This window comes from Allobosea sp. TBD101 (assembly GCF_059817965.1).
Map to the genome: position 1 here is coordinate 4,969,451 of NZ_CM187543.1, position 25,231 is coordinate 4,994,681.

Annotated in this window: 21 protein-coding genes; 10 read left to right on the top strand and 11 right to left on the bottom strand. The window is 62.6% G+C overall.

The window, feature by feature from the left end; translation table 11 throughout:
- Nucleotides 1–33: 33 nt before the first annotated feature.
- The 9 genes from AC6RIC_RS24150 to AC6RIC_RS24190 form a co-directional block, all read right to left on the bottom strand.
- Nucleotides 34–2,073, bottom strand: a complete 2,040-nt coding sequence (locus tag AC6RIC_RS24150) for an NAD(+) synthase (RefSeq protein WP_499734238.1) — start codon at nt 2,071–2,073, stop codon at nt 34–36.
- 1,160 nt (nt 2,074–3,233) lie between these two features.
- Nucleotides 3,234–4,139 carry a class I SAM-dependent methyltransferase gene (locus tag AC6RIC_RS24155; RefSeq protein WP_499734239.1) on the bottom strand — a complete coding sequence of 302 codons (906 nt, stop codon included), beginning with the start codon at nt 4,137–4,139 and terminating at the stop codon, nt 3,234–3,236.
- Between the two features lie 412 nt (nt 4,140–4,551).
- Nucleotides 4,552–5,685 carry a DegT/DnrJ/EryC1/StrS family aminotransferase gene (locus AC6RIC_RS24160; RefSeq protein ID WP_499734240.1) on the bottom strand — a complete coding sequence of 378 codons (1,134 nt, stop codon included), beginning with the start codon at nt 5,683–5,685 and terminating at the stop codon, nt 4,552–4,554.
- Nucleotides 5,682–6,641, bottom strand: coding sequence for an NAD-dependent epimerase/dehydratase family protein (locus AC6RIC_RS24165; RefSeq protein WP_499734241.1), 960 nt, complete (start codon nt 6,639–6,641; stop codon nt 5,682–5,684). The genes AC6RIC_RS24160 and AC6RIC_RS24165 overlap by 4 nt, the downstream gene beginning before the upstream one ends.
- 260 nt (nt 6,642–6,901) lie before the next feature.
- The gene (locus AC6RIC_RS24170; protein WP_499734242.1) at nt 6,902–7,948 is read right to left on the bottom strand and encodes a lysylphosphatidylglycerol synthase transmembrane domain-containing protein; all 1,047 of its coding nucleotides are present in this window, start codon (nt 7,946–7,948) and stop codon (nt 6,902–6,904) included.
- Nucleotides 7,945–8,592 (bottom strand): NeuD/PglB/VioB family sugar acetyltransferase, encoded by a 648-nt coding sequence (locus AC6RIC_RS24175; protein ID WP_499734243.1) that lies wholly within the window; start codon nt 8,590–8,592, stop codon nt 7,945–7,947. The genes AC6RIC_RS24170 and AC6RIC_RS24175 overlap by 4 nt, the downstream gene beginning before the upstream one ends.
- The gene (locus tag AC6RIC_RS24180) at nt 8,592–9,497 is read right to left on the bottom strand and encodes a methionyl-tRNA formyltransferase (protein ID WP_499734244.1); all 906 of its coding nucleotides are present in this window, start codon (nt 9,495–9,497) and stop codon (nt 8,592–8,594) included. Before AC6RIC_RS24180 ends, AC6RIC_RS24175 begins: the two co-directional genes overlap by 1 nt.
- Nucleotides 9,498–9,523: 26 nt before the next feature.
- Nucleotides 9,524–10,276: a polysaccharide deacetylase WbmS family protein gene (locus AC6RIC_RS24185; protein WP_499734245.1), complete on the bottom strand. Its 753-nt coding sequence runs from the start codon at nt 10,274–10,276 to the stop codon at nt 9,524–9,526.
- A complete protein-coding gene (locus AC6RIC_RS24190) occupies nt 10,273–11,472 on the bottom strand; it encodes a glycosyltransferase family 4 protein (RefSeq protein ID WP_499734246.1) in 1,200 nt (399 codons plus the stop codon). The genes AC6RIC_RS24185 and AC6RIC_RS24190 overlap by 4 nt, the downstream gene beginning before the upstream one ends.
- 529 nt (nt 11,473–12,001) lie before the next feature.
- Between AC6RIC_RS24190 and AC6RIC_RS24195 the strand changes: the two genes are divergently transcribed.
- From AC6RIC_RS24195 to AC6RIC_RS24220, 6 genes are read left to right on the top strand one after another with little or no spacing between them, the layout of a single operon-like run.
- Nucleotides 12,002–13,342: a nucleotide sugar dehydrogenase gene (locus AC6RIC_RS24195; protein ID WP_499736654.1), complete on the top strand. Its 1,341-nt coding sequence runs from the start codon at nt 12,002–12,004 to the stop codon at nt 13,340–13,342.
- A gap of 50 nt (nt 13,343–13,392) precedes the next feature.
- Nucleotides 13,393–14,331, top strand: coding sequence for a Gfo/Idh/MocA family oxidoreductase (locus AC6RIC_RS24200; RefSeq protein WP_499734247.1), 939 nt, complete (start codon nt 13,393–13,395; stop codon nt 14,329–14,331).
- Between the two features lie 3 nt (nt 14,332–14,334).
- Nucleotides 14,335–14,937 carry an acyltransferase gene (locus AC6RIC_RS24205; RefSeq protein ID WP_499734248.1) on the top strand — a complete coding sequence of 201 codons (603 nt, stop codon included), beginning with the start codon at nt 14,335–14,337 and terminating at the stop codon, nt 14,935–14,937.
- Nucleotides 14,937–16,094, top strand: coding sequence for a DegT/DnrJ/EryC1/StrS family aminotransferase (locus tag AC6RIC_RS24210; protein ID WP_499734249.1), 1,158 nt, complete (start codon nt 14,937–14,939; stop codon nt 16,092–16,094). The genes AC6RIC_RS24205 and AC6RIC_RS24210 overlap by 1 nt, the downstream gene beginning before the upstream one ends.
- Nucleotides 16,091–17,221, top strand: coding sequence for a glycosyltransferase family 4 protein (locus AC6RIC_RS24215; RefSeq protein WP_499734250.1), 1,131 nt, complete (start codon nt 16,091–16,093; stop codon nt 17,219–17,221). Before AC6RIC_RS24210 ends, AC6RIC_RS24215 begins: the two co-directional genes overlap by 4 nt.
- A 10-nt stretch (nt 17,222–17,231) precedes the next feature.
- On the top strand, nt 17,232–18,386 hold the full coding sequence (locus AC6RIC_RS24220; RefSeq protein WP_499734251.1) for a glycosyltransferase: 1,155 nt from the start codon (nt 17,232–17,234) through the stop codon (nt 18,384–18,386).
- Between the two features lie 20 nt (nt 18,387–18,406).
- Here the strand turns inward: AC6RIC_RS24220 and AC6RIC_RS24225 are convergent, their stop codons facing one another.
- Nucleotides 18,407–19,648: a glycosyltransferase gene (locus tag AC6RIC_RS24225; protein ID WP_499734252.1), complete on the bottom strand. Its 1,242-nt coding sequence runs from the start codon at nt 19,646–19,648 to the stop codon at nt 18,407–18,409.
- 470 nt (nt 19,649–20,118) lie between these two features.
- On the opposite strand from AC6RIC_RS24225, the gene AC6RIC_RS24230 reads away from it, so the two are divergent.
- Nucleotides 20,119–22,011 (top strand): hypothetical protein, encoded by a 1,893-nt coding sequence (locus AC6RIC_RS24230; RefSeq protein WP_499734253.1) that lies wholly within the window; start codon nt 20,119–20,121, stop codon nt 22,009–22,011.
- A 32-nt stretch (nt 22,012–22,043) separates the two neighbouring features.
- Here AC6RIC_RS24230 and AC6RIC_RS24235 read toward each other — a convergent pair whose 3' ends face one another.
- Nucleotides 22,044–22,319: a hypothetical protein gene (locus AC6RIC_RS24235; RefSeq protein ID WP_499734254.1), complete on the bottom strand. Its 276-nt coding sequence runs from the start codon at nt 22,317–22,319 to the stop codon at nt 22,044–22,046.
- Between the two features lie 62 nt (nt 22,320–22,381).
- Here AC6RIC_RS24235 and AC6RIC_RS24240 point away from each other — a divergent pair, with 62 nt between their 5' ends.
- The 3 genes from AC6RIC_RS24240 to AC6RIC_RS24250 are packed head-to-tail and all read left to right on the top strand — an operon-like array spanning nt 22,382 to nt 25,227.
- Nucleotides 22,382–23,206, top strand: coding sequence for an ABC transporter permease (locus AC6RIC_RS24240; RefSeq protein ID WP_499734255.1), 825 nt, complete (start codon nt 22,382–22,384; stop codon nt 23,204–23,206).
- A 1-nt stretch (nt 23,207) separates the two neighbouring features.
- Nucleotides 23,208–24,476 (top strand): ABC transporter ATP-binding protein, encoded by a 1,269-nt coding sequence (locus AC6RIC_RS24245; protein ID WP_499734256.1) that lies wholly within the window; start codon nt 23,208–23,210, stop codon nt 24,474–24,476.
- Nucleotides 24,477–24,492: 16 nt separating this feature from the next.
- Nucleotides 24,493–25,227: a TylF/MycF/NovP-related O-methyltransferase gene (locus AC6RIC_RS24250; protein WP_499734257.1), complete on the top strand. Its 735-nt coding sequence runs from the start codon at nt 24,493–24,495 to the stop codon at nt 25,225–25,227.
- Nucleotides 25,228–25,231: the final 4 nt, after the last annotated feature.

Sequence of the window (25,231 nt, forward strand, 5' to 3'; positions counted from 1 at the left end):
GCGCGACGCTGGCTCCCAGCCGTCGCCGCCCTCTCAATCCGGTATGCGTTCCCAGTCCTTGAGCCAGGGTGCGGCTGAAGCGTCGCTCGGCGCACGCCAGTCGCCGCGCGGCGAGAGCGAACCGCCGGACGAGACCTTCGGGCCGTTCGGCACGGCCGAGCGCTTGAACTGGCTGGTCTCGAAGAAGCGGCGGATGAAGACGCCGAGCCAGCGCTTGATCACGGGCAGGTCATAGGCGACGCGCTTGCCCGCCTCCATGTTCGGCGGCCAGTCTCCTGCCCCGGCATCGCGCCAGGCATGCTCGGACAGGAAGGCGATCTTGCTCGGCCTAAAGCCGTAGCGCGTCGTGTAGAACAGGTTGAAATCCTGCAGCGCATAGGGGCCGACGAAATCCTCGGTCTTCTGCGCCGGCTTGTCGCCATCGCCTGGCACCAGCTCCGGCGAGATTTCGGTCGCCAGGATGTCGAGCATCACGTCCGAGGCCTCGGCGCCGAAGCGGCCGGACTGGGCGACCCAGCGGATCAGGTGCTGGATCAGCGTCTTCGGCACTGAGCCGTTGACATTGTAATGCGACATGTGATCGCCGACGCCATAGGTGCACCAGCCGAGCGCCAGCTCCGAGAGATCGCCGGTGCCCATCACCAGCGCATTGTGCCGGTTGGCGAGGCGGAAGAGCACGGAGGTGCGCGCGCCCGCCTGCACGTTTTCAAACGTAATATCGTAGACGGGCTCGCCCGCGGCGAAGGGATGCCCGATATCGACCAGCATCTGCCGACAGGCCGGCGTCATGTCGATTTCCTCGGCACTGACGCCGAGGGAGCGCATCAGGCGCCAGGCATTGTCCTTGGTGCCCTTGCTCGTCGCGAAGGCCGGCAGCGTATAGGCGAGGATGTTCTCGCGGGGCAGGCCGAGCGCGTCGAAGGTGTGGGCCGCGACGATCAGGGCCTGCGTCGAATCGAGGCCGCCTGAAACGCCGATCACGACCTTGTCGAGCCGCGTGCTCTCCAGCCGCTTGCGCAGGCCGTGCGACTGGATGTTATAGGCCTCGAAGCAGAGCTCGTTCAGCCTTGCATCGTCGTTGGGCACGAAGGGAAAGCGCTCGACCTCGCGGGCGAGGCCGAGATCGCTGTCGCGATCAGGTTCCAGCGCGAAGGCGATGCGGCGGAAACCGAGCCGGTCGCGATTCAGGTCAGCGCTGTCGCCGAAGGTGTTCTGGCGGATGCGGTCCATCGCCAGCCGTTCGAGATCGATATCGGCGAGAATGAGCTGCGGCTCAGCGGCGAAGCGCTCGGCTTCGGCCAGGAGCGCGCCGTTCTCGTAGATCATCGCCTGGCCGTCCCAGGCGAGGTCGGTGGTCGATTCGCCGGTTCCGGCAGCGGAATAGGCGTAGGCCGCAATGCAGCGGCCGGAATGGGCCTTGCAGAGCGCATGGCGCCAGTCCGACTTGCCGATGGTGACGTTCGAGGCCGAGAGATTGAGCAGCAAGGTCGCGCCGGCAAGCGCGGCGTAAGACGAGGGCGGGATCGGCGTCCAGACGTCCTCGCAGATCTCCATATGTACAACGAAATCCGAAACATCGCTCGCCGTCAGCAGGATGTCGGTGCCGAACGGCACCTCCTGCCCGCAGAGGTCGATATAGAGCGTGCTGGCCCGCTCGCCCGAGGCAAACTGGCGGCGCTCGTAGAATTCGCGATAATTCGGCAGATAGGTCTTCGGGACGGCGGCCAGGATGCGGCCGCGATGGATCGCGACGGCGCAGTTGAACAGCCTGCCATCGACACGCAAGGGGGCGCCGACGACCGCGACGCAGCGCAGGCTGCGGCTTTCCGCGACGAGCCGCGCCAGCGCGTCGTTCACCGCATCGAGCAGCGCGTTCTGCTGCAGCAGGTCGTCAATCGCGTAGGCGCTGATGCCGAGCTCCGGGAACAGGCAGAGCGAGGCACCGCCCTCATCCGCACGCCGGAGCATGGCGATGGTCTCGGCCACGTTGAAGGCGGGATCCGCCACCTTCAACCGCGGCGCGGCGCAGGCGATGCGGACGAAACCGTGGGCGTGGATATTGCGGAAACTCATCGAGACTCCGTTGAAGCCGGATGCCGCGACCGCGGCGCATCGCTTATCGCGCAGACGGCGCCTGCGGGGCAAGACGGCGGGAACCAACGCCAGGGCATGCCGTCCTGGCATCCGCGCCTGCTCGGAGGCTCAAACGCAATGCAACGCGCGGGCCCAGGGCGTGATTGCCGAGATTGTAGATACGCCAGAGCGCGGACGAGGTCGACCGACCCGACCGCGCCGGAACAAAATTCGGATCGGGGACGGCTTGTCGCCCGTCAAGGCGGACGATTGCCTCACGGATGTCATCGACACAGATAAAGTCGTGGCTTGGCTGCGGCTCAACCACATGACGGCCAACGAAACCGGAAGCCTCCGGTGACCACGACCCTGTTCAACTACGGGCTGGGATGCAAGCGGCACCCACGCGAGCGCATTGCGGCTGTAGTAATCGCCCACCGGTGGTGCCGGTAGATGTTAAGAATGCGGGCGTCCACGCCAACTGTGCAGACCGGCTCGCGACCACGGAACCGCCTCAACATTTGCCAGCGGCGGTGGCCCATTGTCAGCAAGGCCGGCAATGGTGACGGGCTGAAAGAGCGGCCGTGGGTAGGCTTCGCGACGGTTGGTGGCATTGGGCATCGGCGATCGTCCTTGGGCAAGAACAGGCCGATGCAGGCGGCGAGGAACTATGCCGGTCAGGAATTGTTCAGGTCTGGCGATCGATGATAGCTTAGGAGGAATCCTCGATGCGCTTCGCACTTCTTACCCCGGCTTTGCTTTTGTCTGCGGCGATCGCCACAGGCGCCCAGGCCTTGCCGATTTCGGAGGTTCCGCTCCCCCAAACGATCCAACGCGTGCAGATGCAGTGCACGCCAGCGAGCTGTATTGATCAGCGAACAGGCGTTTATACTCAGTCAACTTGCAACGCCTACGGCTGTCGTCCGATGGGAGGGCCGGTAGGACGCCTACCGGGTTACGGAGGCGGTCCCGGCTATGGCGGCGGATATGCCCCGCCTCCTCCGCCCGCCTATCGCGGGGGATATCGCGGTGGCGGCGGCTTCGACTGCAATCACCTTCGCTGCATCGATGGCAGAGGCCGCGTCTGGGAAAGCACCTGTGATCGCTATGGCTGCCGCCCACTGCAACCCGCCCGTCGCCCGAGGTGGTGATACCTTATACTAGGCTGCCTTGATGCCTCGTCCTTCGACGCCGTTATAGCCTTGATGAACGTCTACCTGATCGAGCCCGCTTTCGATGAACCACGCCTTGAACCCCTCGACAGTCTCCGGCGCATCATAAGCCGGAGATAGAAAATCGAAGATGTCAAGCGCCGCGAACTCCTTGTACCTGGATGGGTCCATGCCTGGCAGGCGTGGCTTATAATTGTCGAACAATGCCCATCGGTTCAGTTTTCGAAGGGGCGTCGACTCGATCAACCGGACAACCGGCCACGCCATGCGCACGTAGGTCTCGACATAACGGAGGAGTTTGGCGGGCTCGTATTTGCCGGCCAGCTTGCCCCGCCAAAAGTACTTTGCACGCTCCAGATGAGCCCAATCAGGAGGATCGAGATAGATATCGACGGCAACAGAGCCGCCGGGCTTGAGAACATCAAGCAGTTTGCCAAAGCCCCCCCTCGGGTCTGGCGTGTGTTGGATCACGCCGAAGCAAAACACCCTATCGAACGCACCATCGGCGAATGGCATGTCAAAAATGCTGGCCTGCACAACCAGCAGATTGGGGGCTGATCCGTTGCGAGCATAGTTCGTCTCGACACCGGTGGAGAAATCGAAGGAGACAACCATCGCGCCGGTCTTGAGCGCATGTTCCGTGAAAGCGCCGCTGCCGCAGCCAGCCTCGAGCATGACCTCCCCGACTAGGTCGTCAGGCCATTTCGTTTCCTTGACGAACCGCTCTCCATAGCCGGTGTAGCTCGACAGAATGTCGCGCCACTTGTCCCATTCGACAGTGAAACTCTCGCAATAGTTTTCTGCAGGCACAAAGCGCGGGATGAACGCTGTGATCGGGAAGACATTCCCTGCGTCATCAACGAGCTTGCCTTCGCGAACACGCTCGCCTTCCATTTCGATCACCTCGAGATGGAGACGCCCCTTCGTGATCGGGGATCGGAGGTATTTCAAGTGATCGGGGTTCACAGGCGCCACACCGCTCGACAGGTTTCGAGCCGTGCTTAGCGGGTGGGCCTCAGGTTGCCAAGGAGCCGCGATGCCGAGGACGCCCGAAAAGACCTGTCATTAAGTTGCGGCAGGTCGGTAGAGCGGTCTCACAGAGGTAACTGAACCGCTCTCAGCAAAGCGTCCCAAACGATGTCGGTGGGCGGGCGCCTCGACTGAGGCCGAGCAACTTCATGAAGCGATCCTCCAGGCACTGGTGGGCGCAATATGGCTGCTCTTGGCACCGGCTGCCCACTCCACATCAGGAGAGGTGCCAGCTTTCCGTGGCTTTGCCATCGCAAAGCCACGGCCAGACGAACCGTTACGCGAGTAGAACTTCCAGTACCCGCGCATAATCGGAAGGTGCCATCCGGTTATGAAGCGGAATGGCAAGCGTCTGATCTTCGCAGGCCAGGCTGTTCGGCGCATCGAGCGGCTGTGCACCGAACGTCTCGCGATAATAGGCGAGGTTGTGAACCGCATGGGTGCCCGGCCGCGTACCGATGCCAGCCTGCTTGAAACGCATCGCCAGCTCGTTGCGGCTGAACGGCGCATCGTCCTGCACACGCACAACGAAGGACTGCCAGGCATGGCGCGATCCGGTCCTCACCTCCGGCAAGGCCAGCCAGTTGAGCCCAGCCAGCTGGGATCGATACCAACTCGCCCAGCGATCCCTTTCTTCAATATAGCCCTTGAGCTTCGCCAGCTGGACGATGCCGATCGCCGCCTGGATATCCGTCATGCGATAGTTATATCCGAGCTCCTCGATCTCCGGCATCGCATGCGGTTCGGGCCGCTCGGGCATCCGCCCGCCATGCGAACGCAGCACGCGCGCCAGATCCGCGATCCGGTCATCGCCTGTCGTGAGCATGCCGCCCTCGCCCGTCGTCATCGACTTGCGGGGATGGAACGAGAAGACCGCACAGGTACCGAGGGCGCCGGCCGGCCGGCCATCGAGCTCCGCCCCTGCAGCGCAGGCCGCATCCTCGATGATCGGGACATTGTCCGGTATGACCTGCTTCAGTGCGGCGAGATCCGCGCATAGACCAAACTGATGTACGGCAATGACCGCCTTAGTTCGCGGGCTCAGCAACCGCGCCACGGAAGCGGGGTCAATATTGTAGGTCGCCAGCGAGACATCGGCGAAAAGTGGCCGTGCCCCGCAATAGACTACGGCATTAGCGGTCGCGACCCAGGTGAACGAGGGGACGATCACCTCGTCGCCCGGGCCGACACCGAGCGCAAGGAGGGCGAGATGCAGCCCCGTCGTCGCCGAGGACATGGCGACGGCATGGGGCACGCCGATCTCGCCGGCAAAGCGCTGCTCGAATTCGGCAACGCGCGGTCCCTGTGTCAGCCAACCCGAGAGCAGCACCTGGCGGACGGCCTCCGCCTCTTCTTCGCCCGTATCAGGCAGAGCGAGATGGATCGGCGCCTTCCCGGCACTTTCGTTCATGGCAGCTGGCTCCTGAAGAACTCGGCGCTTTGCCGAATTCCTTCTTCGAGACCGACCTTGGCTTCGAAGCCCAGAAGATCGCGCGCTTTCGCCACGGACGGAATCCGGAGTTCGACGTCGGCATAGCCCTTGTGCACGAATTCGATCGGTGACGACGAGCCGAGAACACGAACGACCGTGTTCGCGAGACCGTAGATCGTCTCGATGCTGCGCTGATTCCCGATATTGAAGGACTCGCCGACGGCGTTGGGATGCGTCATGCAAAGCATCACCCCGTCCACCATGTCGTCGACATAGCACCATGCCCTGATCTGGGTCCCGTCGCCGTGGATCTGGATCGGCTCATTCGCCAACGCCCGCTGCACGAAAATCTTCAGCGCGCCTTCGCCGACCTGGCGCGGCCCGTAGACATTGAAGGGCCGAACGACGGTCGCGGCAAGCCCCCGCTCCTTATGGTAGGAAATCGCGAGATGTTCCTCCGCGAGCTTGCTCACCGCATAGGTCCAGCGTGCTTCGCCGACAGCGCCTATCACCGTCCTGTCGGTCTCGCTTACCCCGATCGCATGTTGCCCGAAAACCTCGCTGGTCGAGAAGCAGACGACGCGCTCGCAGGAAGGCAGGCGCGACGCCTCCTCGAGAACATAGGCCGAGCCGATCATGTTGACGGACATGGTCTTAACCGGGCTCTTGATGACAGTGTCGATACCGGCAATGCCGGCGCAATGGACAACGATGTCCGCCCCTTTCATCGCCTCGCGCAGTCCCGCGACATCCAGGACATCTCCTTTGACGACCCGCAGATTGCGATGGCCCATCAATCCCATACCGGTCAGCGCGTCGCGGTCGAAGGTATCGAAAGCGACGACCTCATTGTCGTCGAGCAGCCGGGAGATCAACCGGGACCCGATGAAGCCTGCGCCGCCCGTTACGAACAAGCGCTTACCTGAAATACTCATTGATCCAGATCCCGAACCCGGTTGGAGAAGATCATTTTGCGCCGCGGCAAGGGGCGGATGGTGCAGGCGCGCCGGCCTTCGCGCCCGACGGGAAGGGGCTCATTGCCGATAACGGCCCCTTCAACATCGCGCCACGACGGCGATACGCCAGACTGAATGTCGTCACAGGATGGAAGGCCGCGCTTGCGGCTCTCCCATACGATCCGCGCTTCATAATGCGCGCCTCCCGCCATGACAATGTTGGCCTCGTCGCCTCGGGGCTATCTGCCGAACTGGATGCGCTCAACGAATTTCCGGGGCAAGAGGGGCAGGCCACTGCCAAGTAGACAGAAGAGACCTAACAGGCTGGTCCCAATCAGGAGCACCAGATGCAGGGACAGCGCGAATGCGACACCCGAGGGCGAGCTGCGCTGCAGAAATTCCAACCCAAGCAGCATCGCCGCCTCGAATGTGCCGAGCTGCCCTGGAAGCGCGGGAATGAAGCTCGAAAACAGCGAAAACAGCATAAGCACGCCAGCATCGAGCGGCCCCAGAGCCAAATGGAAAGCCCGTGAGACTGTCACCACGATGCCGATCTCGCTCAACCAGATCGCAAGCGTTCCGCCGAAAAAGGCAGTCGCGACCGCCGGCCGCCGGAACTGCGATACGCCCTGATTGAACTCCGTCACCCAGATCTCGAGGCGAGCCGTCAACCGCGCCGGAAGGAAAGGCAGCCATCGCCGAAATGCCGCGACGGCACCTGGGCCCATGACAAACAGCGCGCACACGCCCGCGAAGCCGAGGATCGTCACCACTCCGGTGGCCACCGCCGCCGAGCGTAACCAGGCGGGCAGGCTCCCCACGAAGGCGATACTCGTCAGCAAGAGGACCACCATGCCGACATCGAGGAGACGCTCCAACAACACCGTCGAGAGAATGCGGCTGCGCGACAACTGTGTCGTGCCGGCGAGCACCACCACCCTGACGAGGTCGCCCAGCCGAACCGGCAGGACGTTGTTGGCGAGATAGCCGATCATCAGGGCGGAAAAAGTCCTGCCGAGGGTCGCGTCGGCCGGCGCATCGAGAAGGGCCCGCCAGCGCGCACTGCGCAGCGCCATATTGCTCAGGACGAGCGGCACAGTCAGCAGCAGCACCCACAGATCCGCTGTGGCAAATGACGACCAGAACGACTCCGTCACCTGGCGCGACAGATAAATCCCGATCAAGCTAACGCAGGCGATAGTGCCGGCAAGGCTCAACCAGCCTGCCCTCGGCAAACGAAGCGCCTGCGGCGCCATCTCCTGCTGTCCTTCAGGCTCGGTCGTCACGTCGAAGTCTCACGGCGACGCGCGGGCAGACCAGTGACGATCGCGCAGTCTTCGACGTCCCCGACCACGCCGGCTCCGAGACCGACCATTGCGCGCTCGCCGATCGAAATACCATCGCGAAGGACACTGCCGGCCCCGAGATAGCAGTTCCTGCCGATCCTGACGTTGCCGGAGACGATCACTCCCGCAGCCAGGATCGAACAATCCCCGATCGCCGTGTCATGGCCGATGACGCAGCCGGGCAGCATCATGACATGCATTCCGATCTCGACATTGGCGCAGACGGTCGTATTCGCCAGGATGCAGCTGCCAGCCCCGATGCGCGCGGAGGGAGATACCGTCGCAGCGGGATGGACGATGGTGGCAAAGCGTTGCTGCGGCAGGCCGAGCCGAGCGACAATCTCCGGCTTCTGCCTGTAGCTGCGCGGCCCCCCGATGCCGCAGATAAAGCGCACACCGTCCATGGTGTTCGCCTGGGCTAGCGGACCGAGAACCGGGAGACCAGCGACCACCGTGCCGAGGCAACCGTCGTCAAGAAAGCCGATCAGATCATCCTCTGTCAGAGCGGCCGACCGCAATGCCTTCCAGGCGTCGACGATGTCGAGGCAATTTCCGACGGCACCAAGGATCGCGAGCTTGCCCATCAGATCAACCTGTTGCGCAAGCTCTTGCCGACCAGCGCGAGCGCCGCGTCGGCATCATCGGTTCCGTCGATGGTGATCTGGCGCAAAACCAACGCCCCCTCCCCGCATGCGATCACCGGGCAACCGTCCTGCCGGAACATGACCTGTCCGGGAATCGCCAGGAACGCTTCCTCGACCTGAACGAGATCGGCACGCCATATCCTCACGACTTCCCTGCCCTCGAGCGTCGTGCACGCGGCAGAATAGGGTGCGGCGCTGGCACGGACGAGACGGTGGACGGTTGCCGCCGGCTGCGACCAGTCTATCCGACTATCCTCCGGCCGGCGCGGGAAGCAGCGCAAGGAGTGCCTCGGTGCCGGCAACGCGTCTTCCACATCTTCAAACGCGGCCGCCCCGGTGACGATCCGGCTGAACCCAGCAACAACGAGTTCCGGGATGGCGCGGTCGAGCCAAGCATGCACGTCGCCTACATAAGTCTGCTCCGTCAACGAAAAGTGGCGCCGCGCCAGAACCTCACCACCATCGACAATGCCCGGCTCCATGCGATGGAGACAGAGCCCGACATGTGGCTCGCCGTTCAGGATGGCCCAGTTCACCGGCGCATTGCCGCGATACCTTGGCAGGTCTCCGGCATGAACGTTGAGGATGCCGTGCGGCAAGGCACCTATCGCGGCGTTCAGTATCCGGTTCCAGTTGATCGAGAGCCCGATCTCGCAGCCGCTTTCCTGCAACTGCGCCAGGGCGGGCGGCGCATCGAGGTCTGCGACACGCAGAAAGGGGACTGCGAAGCGCGCTGCGAGATCAATGAAATCGTCGGGCTGCGTCGGATCATGGCTGGCAGATTTTGAGCTCGCCACGAAACCGATTTCGTGTCCGGCTGCCGCCAGGGCGAGCGCGGAATCCAACAACCATCGTGTCCGTCCAAGGATCGCTATGCGCATCCCGCCCCCACTGCAGCCAGATGATCCTTGGCGACATCCACGACCCGGGAGAAGCTGCCGCTATCCGCATTGTCCAAGAGTTCTTGCAGGAAATACCTGGTACCCGGGCCATCGGGGTTGGCGAACGGCGCGACATCGCCCCGGGATGCAAGCCAGAGCGGCTTGTCCAAATGCTGCTTCAAGCTGCGATAGCTGTCGAGAGAGCACATGTTCAAGGCGACGTGGATCGGGTGGAAGTCGTAAATGCGCAACTCCCCATCACGAGGCGCAGGCGGCGCCCACACACATCCCGGCGTGCATGCGGCGATATCGTCCTCCCACCAGTAGGGCAGGCGCACCAATGGACGAGAGCGGCCGAGGTGCAGCAGTGTTGGCTGCAAATACGGATGGCCAGGCAGGAAAAGCGAAGCATCGGCAATGATCGACGGGCAATGATCCATCACCGCCGAAAACATCAGCGTCGATTGGTGCAAGCCGTGCGTGCGCATGCTCGCGGCGTCGGGCACGAGCTTCCGGCAATGGTCCAGAACGGACAAGGTGTCCTCTCCATGCGACGAGCCGGCGAGGAAATTCGGGTGGACGCCGACTTCGATCATCGGATCAGCCAGCAACGCGTCCAGAGCATCGCATTGATGCGTCGCATAGAAGGTCGCTGGCACGCCGGCCGAGCGACACAATTCATGGCACAGCCCGATGGCCCAGTCCGGTGCCCAGTCGATGTCGAAGGTGACGATCGTGGTCACTGGCGATGCTTCGCCCGCATGGCGCCCCCATAAACCGCAGCTGTCGATCGCGCCGTCATCGGCCAGCTGAAATGCGCATCACAGGTCTCCGCGGCTCGGGCGCCGATCGAACGTGCAAGCTCCGGCCGCGACAGAAGCTCGTAAAGCCGCTCGGACAGTGCCTCGATCTGCTCGCGCTGGATCAGGACGATGTTCTCGCCATCCTTGAGGACACCCGCCCCGTAGATCCCCTCGTTCGAAACCGTCAGAACCGGCAAGCCAGCATACATCGCTTCCATCGAGGCAAGCCCCGGGGATGCCCAGGTTCCTTCATCCTGATTAAGCCAGTGCGCCTCGATCTCCGCCAGCTTCAGGAAAGCGGAGATCTTGGATCGCTCCTGCGGGCCGACAAAGATGACATGCTCACCAATGCCGAGTTCCGCCACCAAATCCGTCGTCGAGTTGGAGAAGACGCCACCGACGATAACGAGCTTAACGTTGGGGACACGCTCGATGACCGCCGGCAACGCGCGCAACAACTCATGACGATTGCGAATGGCGTGGACATGCCCGACCGAGACAATGACCCGGCGCCCCTCCAATTGGTAAGCCCGTCGCATCTCGTTCAGCTCCTCGTCCAATACCGGCCGCGGAGGGTCGACGCCATAAGTGACGAGATCCGACTTCATCATCCCGAAGCGACTTTCGAGATAGGCTCGCATATTGTTGTCGGGGCAGATGATCCTGTCCGCGCGGCGGATCACTAAGGATCCCAGCAGAACACGATCGAAGAATTTCAGGATCGCATTATAACCAGCATTCGCATGCTTGATGACGGTGTGCATCGTCAGGATCATCGGCAAGTGCAGGCGCCGCCTCAGGATCGCACCGACGAAGGCCATGTCGAACATATGATTGTGCACATGCAGGACTTCGATCCTGTGCTCTTTGAGCAAATTCTCGATCAACCTGAGATTCTTTGGCCAAAGAACCCAATTGAGCCATGGAAAGCTCAATGAGATCTCCATCTTGGGAAGATGCAGAGCCGGAATCCGATGAACCTCGAAACCGTCGATCACCTCACGCGACGGCGTGTTCGGGTCGACATGAGCGGTGATGACGACGCAGTGGTGCCCCTGCAGCGTGAGGGCACGCGCCAATCCCTCGACTTGCGTCGAGGAGCCGGAGACCACGGGCCGAAACAGATTGGCCAGCATCGCGACGCGCAGTGGTTTGCCGGTACCCGTGCTACCGTGCGTCACGAAGCTGCTTGCGGCAACACGCCGTCCATGGGCACTCTCCTCGCGTCAATTGCATATCGCGGACCGAGATCGCGCAGCAGTATTGCCACCACTCTGCCCGCCAAAGGTCGAAGCCCACGTCTAGTGCGACTTGTTGAACACTGCAATGCGACCGCGGCTCCCATACCGGCCATCACAGTGCAGCAGAAAACACGCTCCCCCGGACCAGAAGGCAACCGACATCGAGATAAGCCGAAGCCACCGCGCCGCACGGCGAGGCGATACACTAAACCCGTGCGACCCATCTGCAGCCAGGGAAATTCCGTGAACGCGAAATCGAGAAAATAACTTCAACTATCTTGGAATTTTCACCGACGCCCCCCATGCAAATGTGGAGCCCCACGCGCAGACCTCTGGCCGGCCTCAAAAGTTGACGTTGTTTAGCAACTCTGAAAAAAGCCGCGACCGAGGCGTCCCTCTTCGTTTCCCTGAAACCAGGTGCACAGTGACCTTGCCAACCGCGCAGCGATTCATCGATCGTGTCAACGACCGGTCGGTCGTCATCGGCATCGTCGGCCTCGGCTATGTCGGCATCCCGTTGGCGTTGGCCGCCTTGCGCCAGGGCATCAAGGTCGTGGGCTTCGACATCGACCAGAAGCGGGTCGATGAGCTGAACGCCGGGCATAGCGCCATCAAGCATATTCCGATGGACCTGATCGTAGAAGGCGCCAGGACCGGCAGGTTTACCGCAACGACCGATTTCGACCGTATGGCCGAGCCGGACGCCCTGCTCATCGCCGTGCCGACACCGCTGACGAAATACCGCGAACCGGACCTCTCCTATGTCGTGAAGACGACCGATGCCATCGGGAAGCGCTTGCGCAAAGGCCAACTTGTCGTACTGGAATCAACGACCTACCCCGGCACGACCGACGAGGTCATGCGCCCCATCCTGGAACACGCCACGGGGCTGAAGAGTGGCGAGGAGTTCTTCCTAGCGTTCTCGCCTGAACGCGAGGATCCGGGCAATCCGGACTTCGGGACATCGACGATCCCGAAAGTCGTCGGGGGCGACGGCGCGGGTGCATTGGCCATGGCGCTGGCGCTTTACGGCGCACTCGTGGTCAAGGCCGTGCCGGTCTCGTCGACGGCAACGGCCGAGGCCGTGAAGCTGACCGAGAACATTTTCCGTGCGGTCAACATCGCCCTAGTTAACGAGCTGAAGACCGTCTACGCAGCCATGGGTATCGACGTTTGGGAGGTGATAGAAGCTGCCAAGACGAAACCCTTCGGCTTCATGCCTTTCTATCCGGGTCCCGGCCTGGGCGGGCACTGCATCCCGATCGACCCGTTCTACCTGACCTGGAAGGCGCGCGAATACGATATCGCGACGCGCTTCATCGAGCTTGCCGGCGAGATAAACACCCGTATGCCCTATCAGGTGGTCGATCAGCTCGCCGCCATGCTGGACCGGAAAGGTCACAAGAATCTCAGCGACGCACGGGTCCTGATTCTTGGCATCGCCTACAAGAAGAACATCGATGACATGCGAGAGAGTCCCTCGCTCAAACTGATCGAGTTGATCGAAAAGCGCGGCGCGCATGTCGACTACCACGATCCCTTCATCCCGGTGATCCCGCCGACGCGGGAGCATGCCGAACTTGCTGGGCGAAAGAGCGTTGCCATCGATGCGACTTCGCTGGCCGGCTTCGATGCGGTATTGATCGCGACCGATCACGACGAGATCGACTATCCCGCCCTTGTCAGCGGATCGAAGCTGGTGATCGACACCCGAAACGCCTGCGCCCGGGCCGGCATCAAGGCGAACAACGTCTTCAAGGCCTAACAGAACAGCGCCGAGCCGGCGGCATAGGCGACAGGATCGAGATTTACACCATGACGTCATTCGCACTGATCGGTGCCGCCGGCTATATCGCGCCGCGCCATATGAAGGCCATCAAGGCCGTGGGCGGCGATCTCAAGGTCGCCTTCGACCCGAACGATTCCGTCGGGATCATCGACAGCCATTTCCCGCAGGCGCATTTCTTCACCGAGTTCGAGCGCTTCGACCGGCATGTCGACAAGCTGCGCCGCCGCGACGAGCGCATCGACTATGTCGCGATCTGCTCGCCGAACTACCTGCACGACGCCCATATCCGCTTCGGCCTGCGCGCCGGCAGCGACGTGATCTGCGAGAAGCCGCTCGTCCTCAATCCCTGGAACATCGACGGGCTGATCGAGATCGAGCGCGACTCCGGCCGCAAGGTCAACACGATCCTGCAATTGCGCCTGCATCCGGCGATCCAGGCGCTGAAGGAACGCATCGCCACCTCCAAAGAGCGCCATTGCGTCGACCTGACCTACATCACCTCGCGCGGGCGCTGGTATCACGCATCCTGGAAGGGCGACGATGCCAAGTCCGGCGGCGTCGCCACCAATATCGGCGTCCATTTCTTCGACATGCTCGCCTATGTCTTCGGCCCCCTGCAGTCACAGACCGCGAACCTGCGCGAGGCCGAGCGGGCCGGTGGCCTGCTCTCCTACGAGAAGGCGGATGTGCGCTGGTTCCTCTCGGTCGATGCCAACGACCTGCCGGACAGCGTCAAGGGCCAAAAGACGACCTACCGCTCGATCACCATGGACGGCGAGGAGGTCGAGTTCTCCGAGGGCTTCACTGACCTGCACACCCGCAGCTACGAGGAAATCCTCGCCGGCAAGGGCTATGGCCTCGAGGATGTCCGCTTCTCGATCGAGGTCGTCTCGCAGTTCCGCAACGCCCCGGTCGTGACCGCCGGCGAAACGCATCCCTTCGTCGCCAAATACCTCAAGGGCTAGAGCATGGCCGGCGCGTTGCAGATGCGGGAAGACCCGCGCTTTCCCGGCGCGCTCGTCCACGAGAGCGCCTATGTCGACGAGGGCGCGACGCTCGGCGCCGGCACCAGGATCTGGCACTTCGTGCATGTGCTCGGCCAGACCACGATCGGCCGCGACTGTGTGCTCGGCCAGAACGTGATGGCCGGGCCGCGGGTCACGATCGGCGACGGCTGCAAGATCCAGAACAATGTCGCGCTCTATGACGGCGTCGAGCTGGAAGCGGACGTGTTCTGCGGCCCGTCCTGCGTCTTCACCAACGTCAACAACCCGCGCGCCTTCATGAATCGCAAGGCCGAGTTCCGCCGCACGCTGGTGAAGCGCGGCGCGAGCATCGGCGCCAATGCGACCATCGTCTGCGGGCACACGCTCGGAGCGTATTGCTTCATTGCCGCTGGCGCGGTGGTGACCAAGGATGTGCCAGACCATGCTCTGATGGCCGGGGTTCCGGCGCGCCGGATCGGCTGGATGAGCAAGGCCGGCGAGAGGCTCGGGCCGGACCTGACCTGCCCGCTGACCGGAACGCGCTACCGGGAAGTGAGCCCGGAGCAGCTTGAGGAGATTGCCTGATGAGCGAGCGTCCCGCGATCGAGTTCATCGACCTCAAGGCCCAGCGCCAGTACATCGGCAAGGCGATGGACGAGGCGATCCTCAAGGTCGTCCATGACGGCAACTACATCCTCGGCGAACAGGTCCAGCAGTTCGAGACCGGGCTCGCAGCTTTCTGCGGCGCGAAGCACGCCATCGGCGTCGCCAACGGCACGGACGCGCTGATCCTCGTGCTGGAAGCGCTCGGCATCGGCCCCGGTGACGCGGTGATCTGCCCGAGCTTCACCTTCGCCGCGACCGCCGAGGTCGTCGCCTGGATGGGTGCGACGCCCGTCTTCGCCGAGATCGACGAAGCGACCTACAATATCGACCCGAAGGGCCTGGGAGCCGCGCTGGAGACGGCGAAGCAGCACAAGCTCACGCCCCGCGCCCTGATCACCGTCGATCTCTTCGGCCAGGCCTGCGACTACGAGCCGATCGAAGCCTTCTGCAAGCAGAACGGCCTCGTGCTGATCTCGGATTCCGCGCAGGGCTACGGCGCCCGCTACAAGGGCCGCGTCGCCGGCGCGATCGGCGATTTCGCGACCACAAGCTTCTTCCCCGCCAAACCGCTGGGTTGCTATGGCGACGGTGGCGCCATTCTCACCGACAATGACGAGCATGCCGCGCTGCTGATGTCGCTGCGCTTCCACGGCAAGGGCTCGTACAAATACGACAATGTCCGCGTCGGCGTGAACTCGCGGCTCGACACGATCCAGGCCGCCGTGCTGATCGAGAAGCTCAAGGTCTATGCCGAGGAGATCGAGAAGCGGCAGGTCGTGGCGCAGCGCTACACCGCGGCGTTCAAGGACGTCGTCGTGACGCCCCATGTCATGGCGGATTGCGTCTCGACCTGGGCGCAGTACACGATCCGCGTCGAGGCCGGTCGCCGCGACGCCTTCCAGGCGGCGCTGAAGACCAAGGGTGTGCCGACCACGGTCTATTACCCGAAGCCGCTGCACCAGCAGACCGCCTACAAGCACTACCCCGTCGCGGGCAACGGCCTGCCGATCTCCGAGCGCGTCGCGCAGGAGGTCGTCGCGCTGCCGATGCATCCCTATCTCGACGAGGAGACGCAGGATTACATCATCGCGGCCGTTTGCGAGTCCCTCGCAAAGCCGGTGGCCGCGGTGGCATGACGCGGGTGCTGCGGCTGGCGTATCTGTCGTTGGAGACGCCGAGGCCAGGCCAAGCCTCGCAAACCCATATAGACGAGATCATCGCCAGCCTTCGGGATTCCGGTTGGCAAGTCGAGCTGTTCGCGACGACGAGCGGGGGCGCAAGCGCGCGTTCCTCGCCGCTGCGCCGCCTTTCCGATTACGGGCGCGTACAGATCGCCCTCATGCGGCAGCTGAACACGTTCGATGCAGTTTTCATCCGCTCGCATTTCATGGCGTTACCGCTCTCACTCTGCGCTCGCTGGCATAAGCTGCCAGTTGTACACGAGATCAACGGCAAACCGGCCGATATCGGCGTGACCTACCCCGCATTGAAGCCGCTTGGACCTGTCTTCGCCTGGCTCTATCGGATGCAATATCGGATGGCAGCGCATCTCATTGCGGTGACGGATGGGCTCGCCGCATGGGCCAGTACCTTCGCCGGGCATGACCGCGTCAGCGTCGTTTCCAACGGCGCCAATACAGAGTTGTTCAGGCCCGATGGCCCGCGCGGCGAGATCGAAGGCCGCTATATGATCTTTGTCGGTGGCCTCGTCGCCTGGCACGGCATCGGCACGATGCTGGCGGCTTTAAGTGAGCCTGCCTGGCCAGACGATGTCAGACTGGTCGTCGTCGGCGACGGCATCGAACGCAGCAAGCTGGAAGCCGAAGCGAACAACCCGCGCCTGCTGTGGCTCGGCAGGCGGCCCTATGACGAAGTCCCGGCGCTGCTGCGCGGCGCGCTGGCCTCGCTCTGCGTCATCGAAGACCAGGACGGACGGTCGGCTTCCGGAGTTGCACCACTCAAGCTGTTCGAAGCCATGGCCTGCGGCGTGCCCGTCATCGCGAGCGATCTTCCCTTTCAGGCGCAGATCGTGCACGACAACGATGCGGGAATGATCGTGCCGTCGGGCTCGCCATCAGCCATCGCCTCCGCCGTGGCGGAACTGATCGCAGCGCCGGAGCGCACGCGGGCTCTCGGCCGCAACGGAGCCGATTACGTTGCACGCGAGGCGAGTTGGCACCAGCGCGGCCGTCAGGTCGATGGAATCCTGCGCTCTGTGGTCCCTAAGAAAGCAGACGGCGCATGTCCTCTCGCCGATCGATGATCATATGACAATGAACAAGATCGCCCTCGTCTGCGTGTCCCCGCTCCAGCATGATTCACGCGTCCTGCGGCATGCGGCGCTGCTGGTGTCCGCCGGCTACGATGTCCGGATACTCGCACAAGCCCCACTGCCAAGCTCGCCTCCTGCGCCCGTCTCGGTCATACCCGGTCCGGGCAGTGACAATCGCGTGCGCTTCGGCATGGTCTTCCGGCAGGCACCAGCTTCGCTGATCCCAGCCAGCGCCGCGAGCTTCTTCTGGCTATCCAGGAGCAAGGTGTCTGCACGGCGAGACCTGCTCCGCTTTCGCCCCGACCTCGTCATCGCCAATGATTGGCGCGCGTTGCCAATCGCCTTCGCGGCCAAACAGCGCCATGGCGCGCGCATCCTGTACGACAGCCACGAGTTCGCTTCGGAGGAATTTTCCGATAGCTGGCGGTGGCGCTGGCTCGCGCGTCGACATGTCATCGAGATCGAGCAACGTTTCATCCGCGAGGCGGACGCGGTGATCACAGTCAGCGCCGGAATCGCCGACGCCTTGGCCAAGCGTTACGACCTGCCGCGACCGACCGTCATATCGAACACACCCGCATGGCAGGGCATCTCGTTCCGACCGACTGAGGATCTGATCACCGTGCTCTATCACGGGGCGGTCGTTCCACGCCGTGGCCTCGAGACATTGGTCAAAAGCGTCGCCTCATGGCCCGAGCGCTTCCGGCTCGTCATCCGTGGACCGACACAAGGTGGCTTCGACCAACATCTGCGCGGCCTAGCCGAGGGGCTGGGGGGACGCGTCGTATTCGACCCGGCCGTGCCGCCGGATCAGGCCGTCGCGGTCGCCTCAAAGGCCGATATCGGCATCTTCCTCCTGAACAACAGCACCACACATGCACGCTTCGCCATGCCCAACAAGATCTTCGAGTACATGCAGGCCGGGCTCATGGTCATCAGCAGCGACCTGCCGGAGATTCGTGGCGTTATCGAGCGCTCCCGCTCCGGGATTCTGCTCGCGGATGACAACGCGACGGCCATCGCAGCCGCGCTCGCGGCGACAACCCGCTTACAAATCGACGCCTACAAGCAAGCAAGCCTCTCCGCAGCAAGGTCGCTCAATTTCGAACATGAGAGCGAAAAGCTATTGGCGTTGGTGAAAAGCCTCGAGCGCTAGCGGCTGCCGGCCCCAGTAGGTCACCGAACGGGCATGCTTGTACTGGTCGAGTGGAGACTTTCGTTGACAAGCTTGAGCAGCTTAATGCTCTCATGCTCCCAGCAAAGCTCCTTGGCCGCAGCCAAGGCGTTTCTCTTCAAATCGTCCAGCGGCGCCATCGCCAAGGTGTTGATTGCGGTCGCGATATCCACCGGAGCACCAGAACGGACGCAGGCTCCAAGCGCGAACCGATCGACAAGCTCCCGCATTTCGGGAAGATCAGAAACGCAGAGCACCAGACCTGCCGCGACGTATTCGAAGAACTTGTTCGGCAACACATGATGGTTCTGCAAAGAGTTATCGGGCATGACGAACAGGCCGATGTCGAAGAGCCTAGCTTCCGCGACCAGCGCCGTCATCGGCACCGGAGGGGCCAACGTAATCCGCGCGCGAAGGCCCAAGTTCTCGATCTGCCGCGCGAGCTGCGCCAGATAATTTTGATCGCCTGGCCCCCTCAGGGTGAGCGTGATGCCCGGCCGCCATTCCGCAACACTCGCGATCGAGGCTTCAAGTCCGCGCCCCGGCGCCATGATGCCGTGATAGAGAACGCGGATCGGGCTTTCCGTCAGGCGAAGTGACGAAGCTGCATAGTTCGGCATATTGCGCACGACCGTCGGGCGCCTTTCCAGGCGATACACCTCGGCCAGTCTGTTGGCGATGCCGTCCGAGACGCAGGTCACGAACCGGGCGCGGCCGATTCCCAAGGCCTCGATATGACGAACGACCGGCCGATGGCGTATGCGCCATGCCAGGCTGTGTGCATACTCGTCAACGGCCAGTTCATGCGTGTCATATCCGAAAGCCGTCCCAGTCTCCGCCTCGAGCGCCAAAGCTATCAGCAGGCTCGACCAGTCATTGGCAATCCAGAAATCCACCTTCTCTTGCGTGGCCTGCGCCAGGAGGGCGGCATAGCGCCGGTTCAACCGCCAGTAGATTCGCCGTGCATGGCTGGGATCGACGGCTAGTATCGCGGTATCGCAAAGACGCCGCGCCTTTCGCATAAAACCGCGCACCCCTCGACTATCACGCAAGTCCAGAGTGGCCAGGGTCGGATCAATCGCGCGAATCGGCCAATCCGGATTTCGCGATCGGGCCTGCCCTTGCCCAATCGCGACCACATCGTACCCTGCAGCGGTCAGCATCTCGCCCTGGCGGCGCAGGCGCGGGTCGTCGCCGATCACCGAGTCACTGAGCAGCCCGATGCGCTTGCGCTCACCTACCATCGAAGACCATGCGAAAGCCTTGTCATGGCCATGAGGAGCGATGCGTCTGCTGTCACGTCAGTTGTTGTCCTCTTGGAAGGGGCCTCATCAAGCGTGCAACTTCCAACGGGGCCATACTGAAAGTCGGATCGCTTGTCATCCGCATTGCCCATCTCCGAGCTTCGGCGGACGTTCACGTCTTGATGCCCCGCAACTGACCACCACGACATGTCTGCGGTTGCCGATTCCGCCTAAGCCCTTTATCGAGCCCATGCTTCAAACGCTTCAACCGGACGGTAACAGATGTCGGCCCGATCAGGACGAAAGCTGATTGCCCGGTGCGCCTTTGCAATCTGGGCCGTGACTCTCGTTGTGTTTTCCTGGGTCCTGCAAGGGACAGTGGGGTATCAGGCTTTCGCGGCCAACTTTCCAATGGTGAACGATCTGCGCTCAGCGATCCTTCCCTGGTTCACCCGGCCCTATATTTTCTGATGCGCTTGCTGGCCCTCCTTCTCGACTATGCGAGCCTCATAGCTCTGGCGATGACCTACGGCTTCGCCGCCGCCTCGTGCGGCAGCATCCTGGTGTCTGGGCTGAAGCGTGCCAGCCATGTGCCCCGTGCCACAGCCGAAAATCCATGGGTCATCTTAGCGGCCTGCTTCATGCTGGGCCAAGGGGTTCTGGGCACGATCTGGCAGACACTCGCCGCCCTCGGGATTTTCGGATGGTACAGTTCCGGGCCGATTCTTGCAGCCTGCATCGCCGTGGGAATCGCGAAATGCCTAGCTGTGCCCCGGGACCGCAATCCGCCCCGGCCCTTTCAGATCGACTTCGCCACCGCCGCACTCAGCGCTCTCTGCATCGGCGCGGCTCTGACTTTTGCGCCGCTCAGCGTGCTTCCGCCCGGCACCGACGCCATGGCCTTCTATATGGCGCAGCCGAAGCTCATCGCGAGCACCCATGCGATGACGCCGCTGCCGGGATATGTCTATTTCGCCAATATCGGCCTTGCTTCGGAAATGCACTACGCTGTGTTCTTCGCGCTCGGTGGCGACCACATCGGCGCGATGGCAGGCAAGTTCTTCATCTGGATGAACGGCACCGCGACATTGGCCCTGGTCTGGGGAATCGCGGAACGGGGTAAACTTGAACTGCTGGCACGCTGGACTGCGGTTGCCATCGTGCTCTGCTGCTCCGCCTTCACCCTGCTCCTATGGGACGGCAAGACGGACCTTCTGCCCAACGGCCTCGCCCTGCTGGCCGTCTACTGGCTCCTGAAGTCTCCGCTGGATCGGCGCGAGTACGCGCTCGCGGGACTGGCAACCGGCCTCGCCTGCGTCAGCAAGCTCTCGTTTCTTCCCAGCCTCGGCCCCGGAATCGCGTTTCTATTCCTCAGGCAGGCCACATCGAGCGGTTTGGAGCTTCGGAGAGCCCTGCCCCTTATGGCTCGCTCCGCGGCCTGGTTCAGCGCCTTCGCCGTGATTCCATTTGCGGCCTTGGCCATCAAGAACGGCATCGTCTTCGGCGAACCCTTCTCACCATTCTTCCTGATCGGCACAGGCAAGGGCTTCCCGCTCGATCAGGTCTGGTTCAATTCCGAGAACACGCGCTGGATCCTGCAGACCTACCCGTTCGCGCTGGTCCTTGGACAGTACCCCATGCAGCACGGGAATCTGTCAGTCTTGGTCCTGGTTGCAGCGCCCCTTGCACTGGTTCCAGCGATCCGCAAGGCCGTCGGCTCCCATGCGGTCTGGCTTGCCCTGGCCGGCGGCGCCGGCATTCTCGCTTGGGCCGTCCTGCGCCCATCCGTGCTCGCCCCGCGCTACATCCTTCCCTCGCTCGTGATGATCGTACCGTTGGCAGCAGGGGTACTATCATGGCTTTGGCATCGGGACTCCTGGATGCGGGCTCTGGCAGGGCTGCTTGTCGGATTGTCCCTCGCCGGGGTTCTGTACGATGTCCAACTGACCTACCGTGACAACAAGGGCTATCTGCTTTCGCTACCGCGACGCTATCAGCATCCCATTTGGCAGACGGCCGATGCTGCCAACCTTTCCACGCGGCCGGATGCAAGGGTGCTCAACCTGATGTATTACAGCTCGATGTATCGGGCCGATCTACTGGCGTGCATGATCGCACCCGAACCTGAGATGCTACGACGGATGTCCGACACGGCCGAGCATCTCTGGCTCAGTGCTTATGAGAATGGTGTCACCCATATCTCGTTCGACCGACTTACCCACGAGCGCCTCCTGGACGCGGGCATCGATCCTCTCGCGGCTCCCGCGTGGCTGAATATCGTCGAGACGAAGATCAATGACCGTTTCAGCTCATACGAGATCACCCCGAAACCGGGAGCCCCTCCCAGAAAAGCGACCTGCTGAAGCGGTCCGGCAGACGATGAGCTGTCGATGCGCTAGAGAAGCATCATGACGAGCAAGAACACGCTGATGCGGCCCGCAGGCGGCGTGACCTCTTCAACGCAAGCCAGACCACAGGCGCCACCCCCGTTGCTTTCGACAGTTTCAATCCCCCGATCATGACGCGTTTCATCAAACCCGACCGCAGAACCCAGGACGTCCCCGCTGCTATTCGCACCCTCCGCGTTTCGTTGGCGCTTGCGCCCAACGCAGGTGCTTCGATACTGCACGTCCTGGCCGCCTCCTCGATTGCCGTCCAGCATCAGGATCACGCCCCTTCCGGAGTGCACATGCAGTTTCCAACCGCGTTGAAAGCCGCAGAGCGGGCTTTGCCATGAAACACGTTACGCGCCGGATCACCGCCAAGCCCGACAGCCTGGACATGGGCCTGGCCGAGTTGTGGGCTCACCGGGAATTGCTGATCTGGTTCGGCTGGCGCGATCTGACCGTGCGCTACAGGCAGACCGCAGCCGGCGTATTGTGGGCGTTCCTGCAGCCTGTCGCGATGATGGCGCTGTTTTCCATCACGCTCGGTTATCTCGCGCGCGTTCCTTCCGACGATCTGCCTTATGCGGTGCTCGTGCTTACCGGCATCGTGCCGTGGACTCTGATCGGATCCACGCTCGGCTCCACATCGTCCAGTCTCGTCGCCAATTCGGCGCTGATGACCAAGGTTTATTTCCCCCGAAGCGTGATGGTGTTCAGCGCCGCACTTACGCCTTTCGTCGATTTTCTGATCGCCCTAGTCGTCCTCGCCGTGATGATGATGCTGTATGGCATCGTCCCGAAGCCGACCGCCCTGCTCCTGCCTTTCCTGGGCCTGGCAATTGTTCTGACCGCGCTCGGGCCCGGTCTCTGGCTGGCAACCCTCAACGTCCGGTTCCGGGATGTTCGGTTCATCATCCCGTTCCTGCTCCAGATCGGCTTGTTCGGGTCGCCCGTCGTCTACCCGATCAGTCTGGTGCCCCCCACCCTCTGGAATATCTACATCCTGAATCCAGCGGTGTTCCCGATCGAAGCCTTCCGATATCTGCTTCTCGGCACCGGGACGCTCACTCCAGCGATGTTCGTCACATGGTTTGTCTTCGTAGCCGTCTCAATCCCGACCGGCCTGCTCTTTTTGCGGGCCGAAGAGCGCTTGTTCGCGGATGCGATCTGACATGAGTGAGAACGTCATCTCCGCGCGCGGCCTCGGCAAGCGCTACACCATCACTCATGGAAAGCGCCACGACACGCTGCTGAAGACCCTCACCTCGTTTCTGCGACCGGCGCCCCCGCCGGCACCGACGCCCGGCAACACCCGAATGCAGGGCGACGCGTTCTGGGCTTTGAGCGACATCGACTTTGACATCGCGCAGGGCGACATGGTCGGCATCGTCGGCCGCAACGGCGCAGGCAAGAGCACCCTGCTAAAAATCCTGTCGAACGTCACCGCACCGACCACTGGCGAAGTGACGGTCCAGGGGCGCGTTGGCTCGCTGCTGGAAGTCGGCACTGGTTTCAATCCCGACCTGAGCGGCCGCGAGAACATTTTTCTGAGTGCCGCCATTCTCGGCATGAAGCGGCATGAGATCATCCAGCGGCTGGATGAGATCATCGCGTTCGCCGAGATCCCGGGCTTCGTCGACACGCCGGTGAAGCATTACTCGTCCGGCATGTACATGCGCCTGGCCTTCGCGGTGGCGGCCCATCTCGACCACGAGATCCTCCTGGTCGACGAGGTGCTCGCAGTCGGCGATGCGGCATTCCAACGAAAATGCCAGCAGAAGATCGGAGATGAAGCGCAGTCCGGCCGAACGATCCTGTTCGTGAGCCACAGCCTCCCGGCTATCGCGGCCATCTGCAACCGGGCGATCTTCCTGGAGCAAGGCAAACTCATCCGCGATGCCAGCGTCGATGCGGTGCTGTCTGAATACCAGCGCACATTAAGCTCCTCTCTGAGCGGGTTCGGCACCTTCGACCTTGCAGATGTCCAGCATTTCGGAACCGGCAAGGCGCGCTTTGCCGAAATTTCGCTGACGCCGCTCGACCGAGACGGTAATCCCAGCGATATCCTGATCACCGGTCACGACCTGAGGATCGGGCTGAAGATCGAGGCCTCCCAGGCGGTCGAGCACCTCAACGCGGCCATCGTCGTCTACGACGCAACCGGCTATCGCCTGATCGACGCGAATCTGCTGCTCGCCGGCCGCCCGCTCGATCTGGCGCTGAACCAGTCCGCCCATGTCAATTTTGCGCTGCGCGATTTGCGGTTGAAGCCGGGCGAATATTCCATCGGCCTCTGGCTTGGCCGCACCAATGTCGAAGACATCGACGGCGTTCTCCATGCCGTCTCATTCCAGGTCGAGCCGGACCTGACGACCACGCAGCACACAGCCATTTTCCCCGGGGTCTACCAATGTCGGTTCGACGCCTGGATCGATCGATAAGATGGAGCGCTTCGGAATGATCCTGTCCCGCATCCGCCGGTGGCGTTCGAAGGTATGGCCCGATCAGCGCGGCGCAATCGAGGCGCTTGCCGCGCGGGTCGCCTATCTCGAGCAGCGCGTCACCAACCGGCGCTGGGCCGCGGTCGAAGAAATGGGCGATTATCTCGTGGGCGCGGAAGTCCCCGGCGACTACTGCGAATTCGGCGTCTACAAAGGCGACACGTTCCAGTACGCGGCGAGGCTTCTCGCACCCGCCTTGCCGCAGATGCGTTATTTCGCTTTCGATAGCTTCGAGGGCCTGCCGGCCCCCACCGGCATCGACAATGTCGACGGCTACAGCAGCAACTTTCACGAAGGCCAATTCGCGGTTTCGGTCGAGAATGTCCGCCGGCGCGTTGCGGCCTCGGGCGCCGATATGAGCCGGATCGATTTCATTGAAGGGTGGTTCGACAAGACATTGACGCCGGAGACGGCGACCAAGCTCGGACTGGAAAAAGTGGCGGCCGCCTGGATCGACTGCGACTTCTACGAATCGACGGTCCCCGTTCTCGATTTCCTGGCTCCGCGCCTGTCCGTCGGGTCCATCCTTCTCTTCGACGATTGGAGGGTGTTCCGTAACTTGCCCGAATTCGGGCAGCAGCGCGCGACGCGTGAGTGGCTAGAGCGCAATCCGGGACTGGCCCTTCGCGAGCTTTTCTCGTTCGGCCATCATGGCCTGGCCTGGACGGTTTCGGCGCTGCCGGACCGCTGACGAC

Excerpts from the sequence above, each read along its gene's own strand:
- AC6RIC_RS24150 (WP_499734238.1), bottom strand. The coding sequence starts at position 2,073 with ATGAGTTTCCGCAATATCCACGCCCACGGTTTCGTCCGCATCGCCTGC.
- AC6RIC_RS24155 (WP_499734239.1), bottom strand. The coding sequence starts at position 4,139 with ATGGAAGGCGAGCGTGTTCGCGAAGGCAAGCTCGTTGATGACGCAGGG.
- AC6RIC_RS24160 (WP_499734240.1), bottom strand. The coding sequence starts at position 5,685 with ATGAACGAAAGTGCCGGGAAGGCGCCGATCCATCTCGCTCTGCCTGAT.
- AC6RIC_RS24165 (WP_499734241.1), bottom strand. The coding sequence starts at position 6,641 with ATGAGTATTTCAGGTAAGCGCTTGTTCGTAACGGGCGGCGCAGGCTTC.
- AC6RIC_RS24175 (WP_499734243.1), bottom strand. The coding sequence starts at position 8,592 with ATGGGCAAGCTCGCGATCCTTGGTGCCGTCGGAAATTGCCTCGACATC.
- AC6RIC_RS24190 (WP_499734246.1), bottom strand. The coding sequence starts at position 11,472 with ATGCTGGCCAATCTGTTTCGGCCCGTGGTCTCCGGCTCCTCGACGCAA.
- AC6RIC_RS24200 (WP_499734247.1), top strand. The coding sequence starts at position 13,393 with ATGACGTCATTCGCACTGATCGGTGCCGCCGGCTATATCGCGCCGCGC.
- AC6RIC_RS24205 (WP_499734248.1), top strand. The coding sequence starts at position 14,335 with ATGGCCGGCGCGTTGCAGATGCGGGAAGACCCGCGCTTTCCCGGCGCG.
- AC6RIC_RS24210 (WP_499734249.1), top strand. The coding sequence starts at position 14,937 with ATGAGCGAGCGTCCCGCGATCGAGTTCATCGACCTCAAGGCCCAGCGC.
- AC6RIC_RS24215 (WP_499734250.1), top strand. The coding sequence starts at position 16,091 with ATGACGCGGGTGCTGCGGCTGGCGTATCTGTCGTTGGAGACGCCGAGG.
- AC6RIC_RS24220 (WP_499734251.1), top strand. The coding sequence starts at position 17,232 with ATGAACAAGATCGCCCTCGTCTGCGTGTCCCCGCTCCAGCATGATTCA.
- AC6RIC_RS24225 (WP_499734252.1), bottom strand. The coding sequence starts at position 19,648 with ATGGTAGGTGAGCGCAAGCGCATCGGGCTGCTCAGTGACTCGGTGATC.
- AC6RIC_RS24230 (WP_499734253.1), top strand. The coding sequence starts at position 20,119 with ATGCGCTTGCTGGCCCTCCTTCTCGACTATGCGAGCCTCATAGCTCTG.
- AC6RIC_RS24240 (WP_499734255.1), top strand. The coding sequence starts at position 22,382 with ATGAAACACGTTACGCGCCGGATCACCGCCAAGCCCGACAGCCTGGAC.
- AC6RIC_RS24245 (WP_499734256.1), top strand. The coding sequence starts at position 23,208 with ATGAGTGAGAACGTCATCTCCGCGCGCGGCCTCGGCAAGCGCTACACC.
- AC6RIC_RS24250 (WP_499734257.1), top strand. The coding sequence starts at position 24,493 with ATGATCCTGTCCCGCATCCGCCGGTGGCGTTCGAAGGTATGGCCCGAT.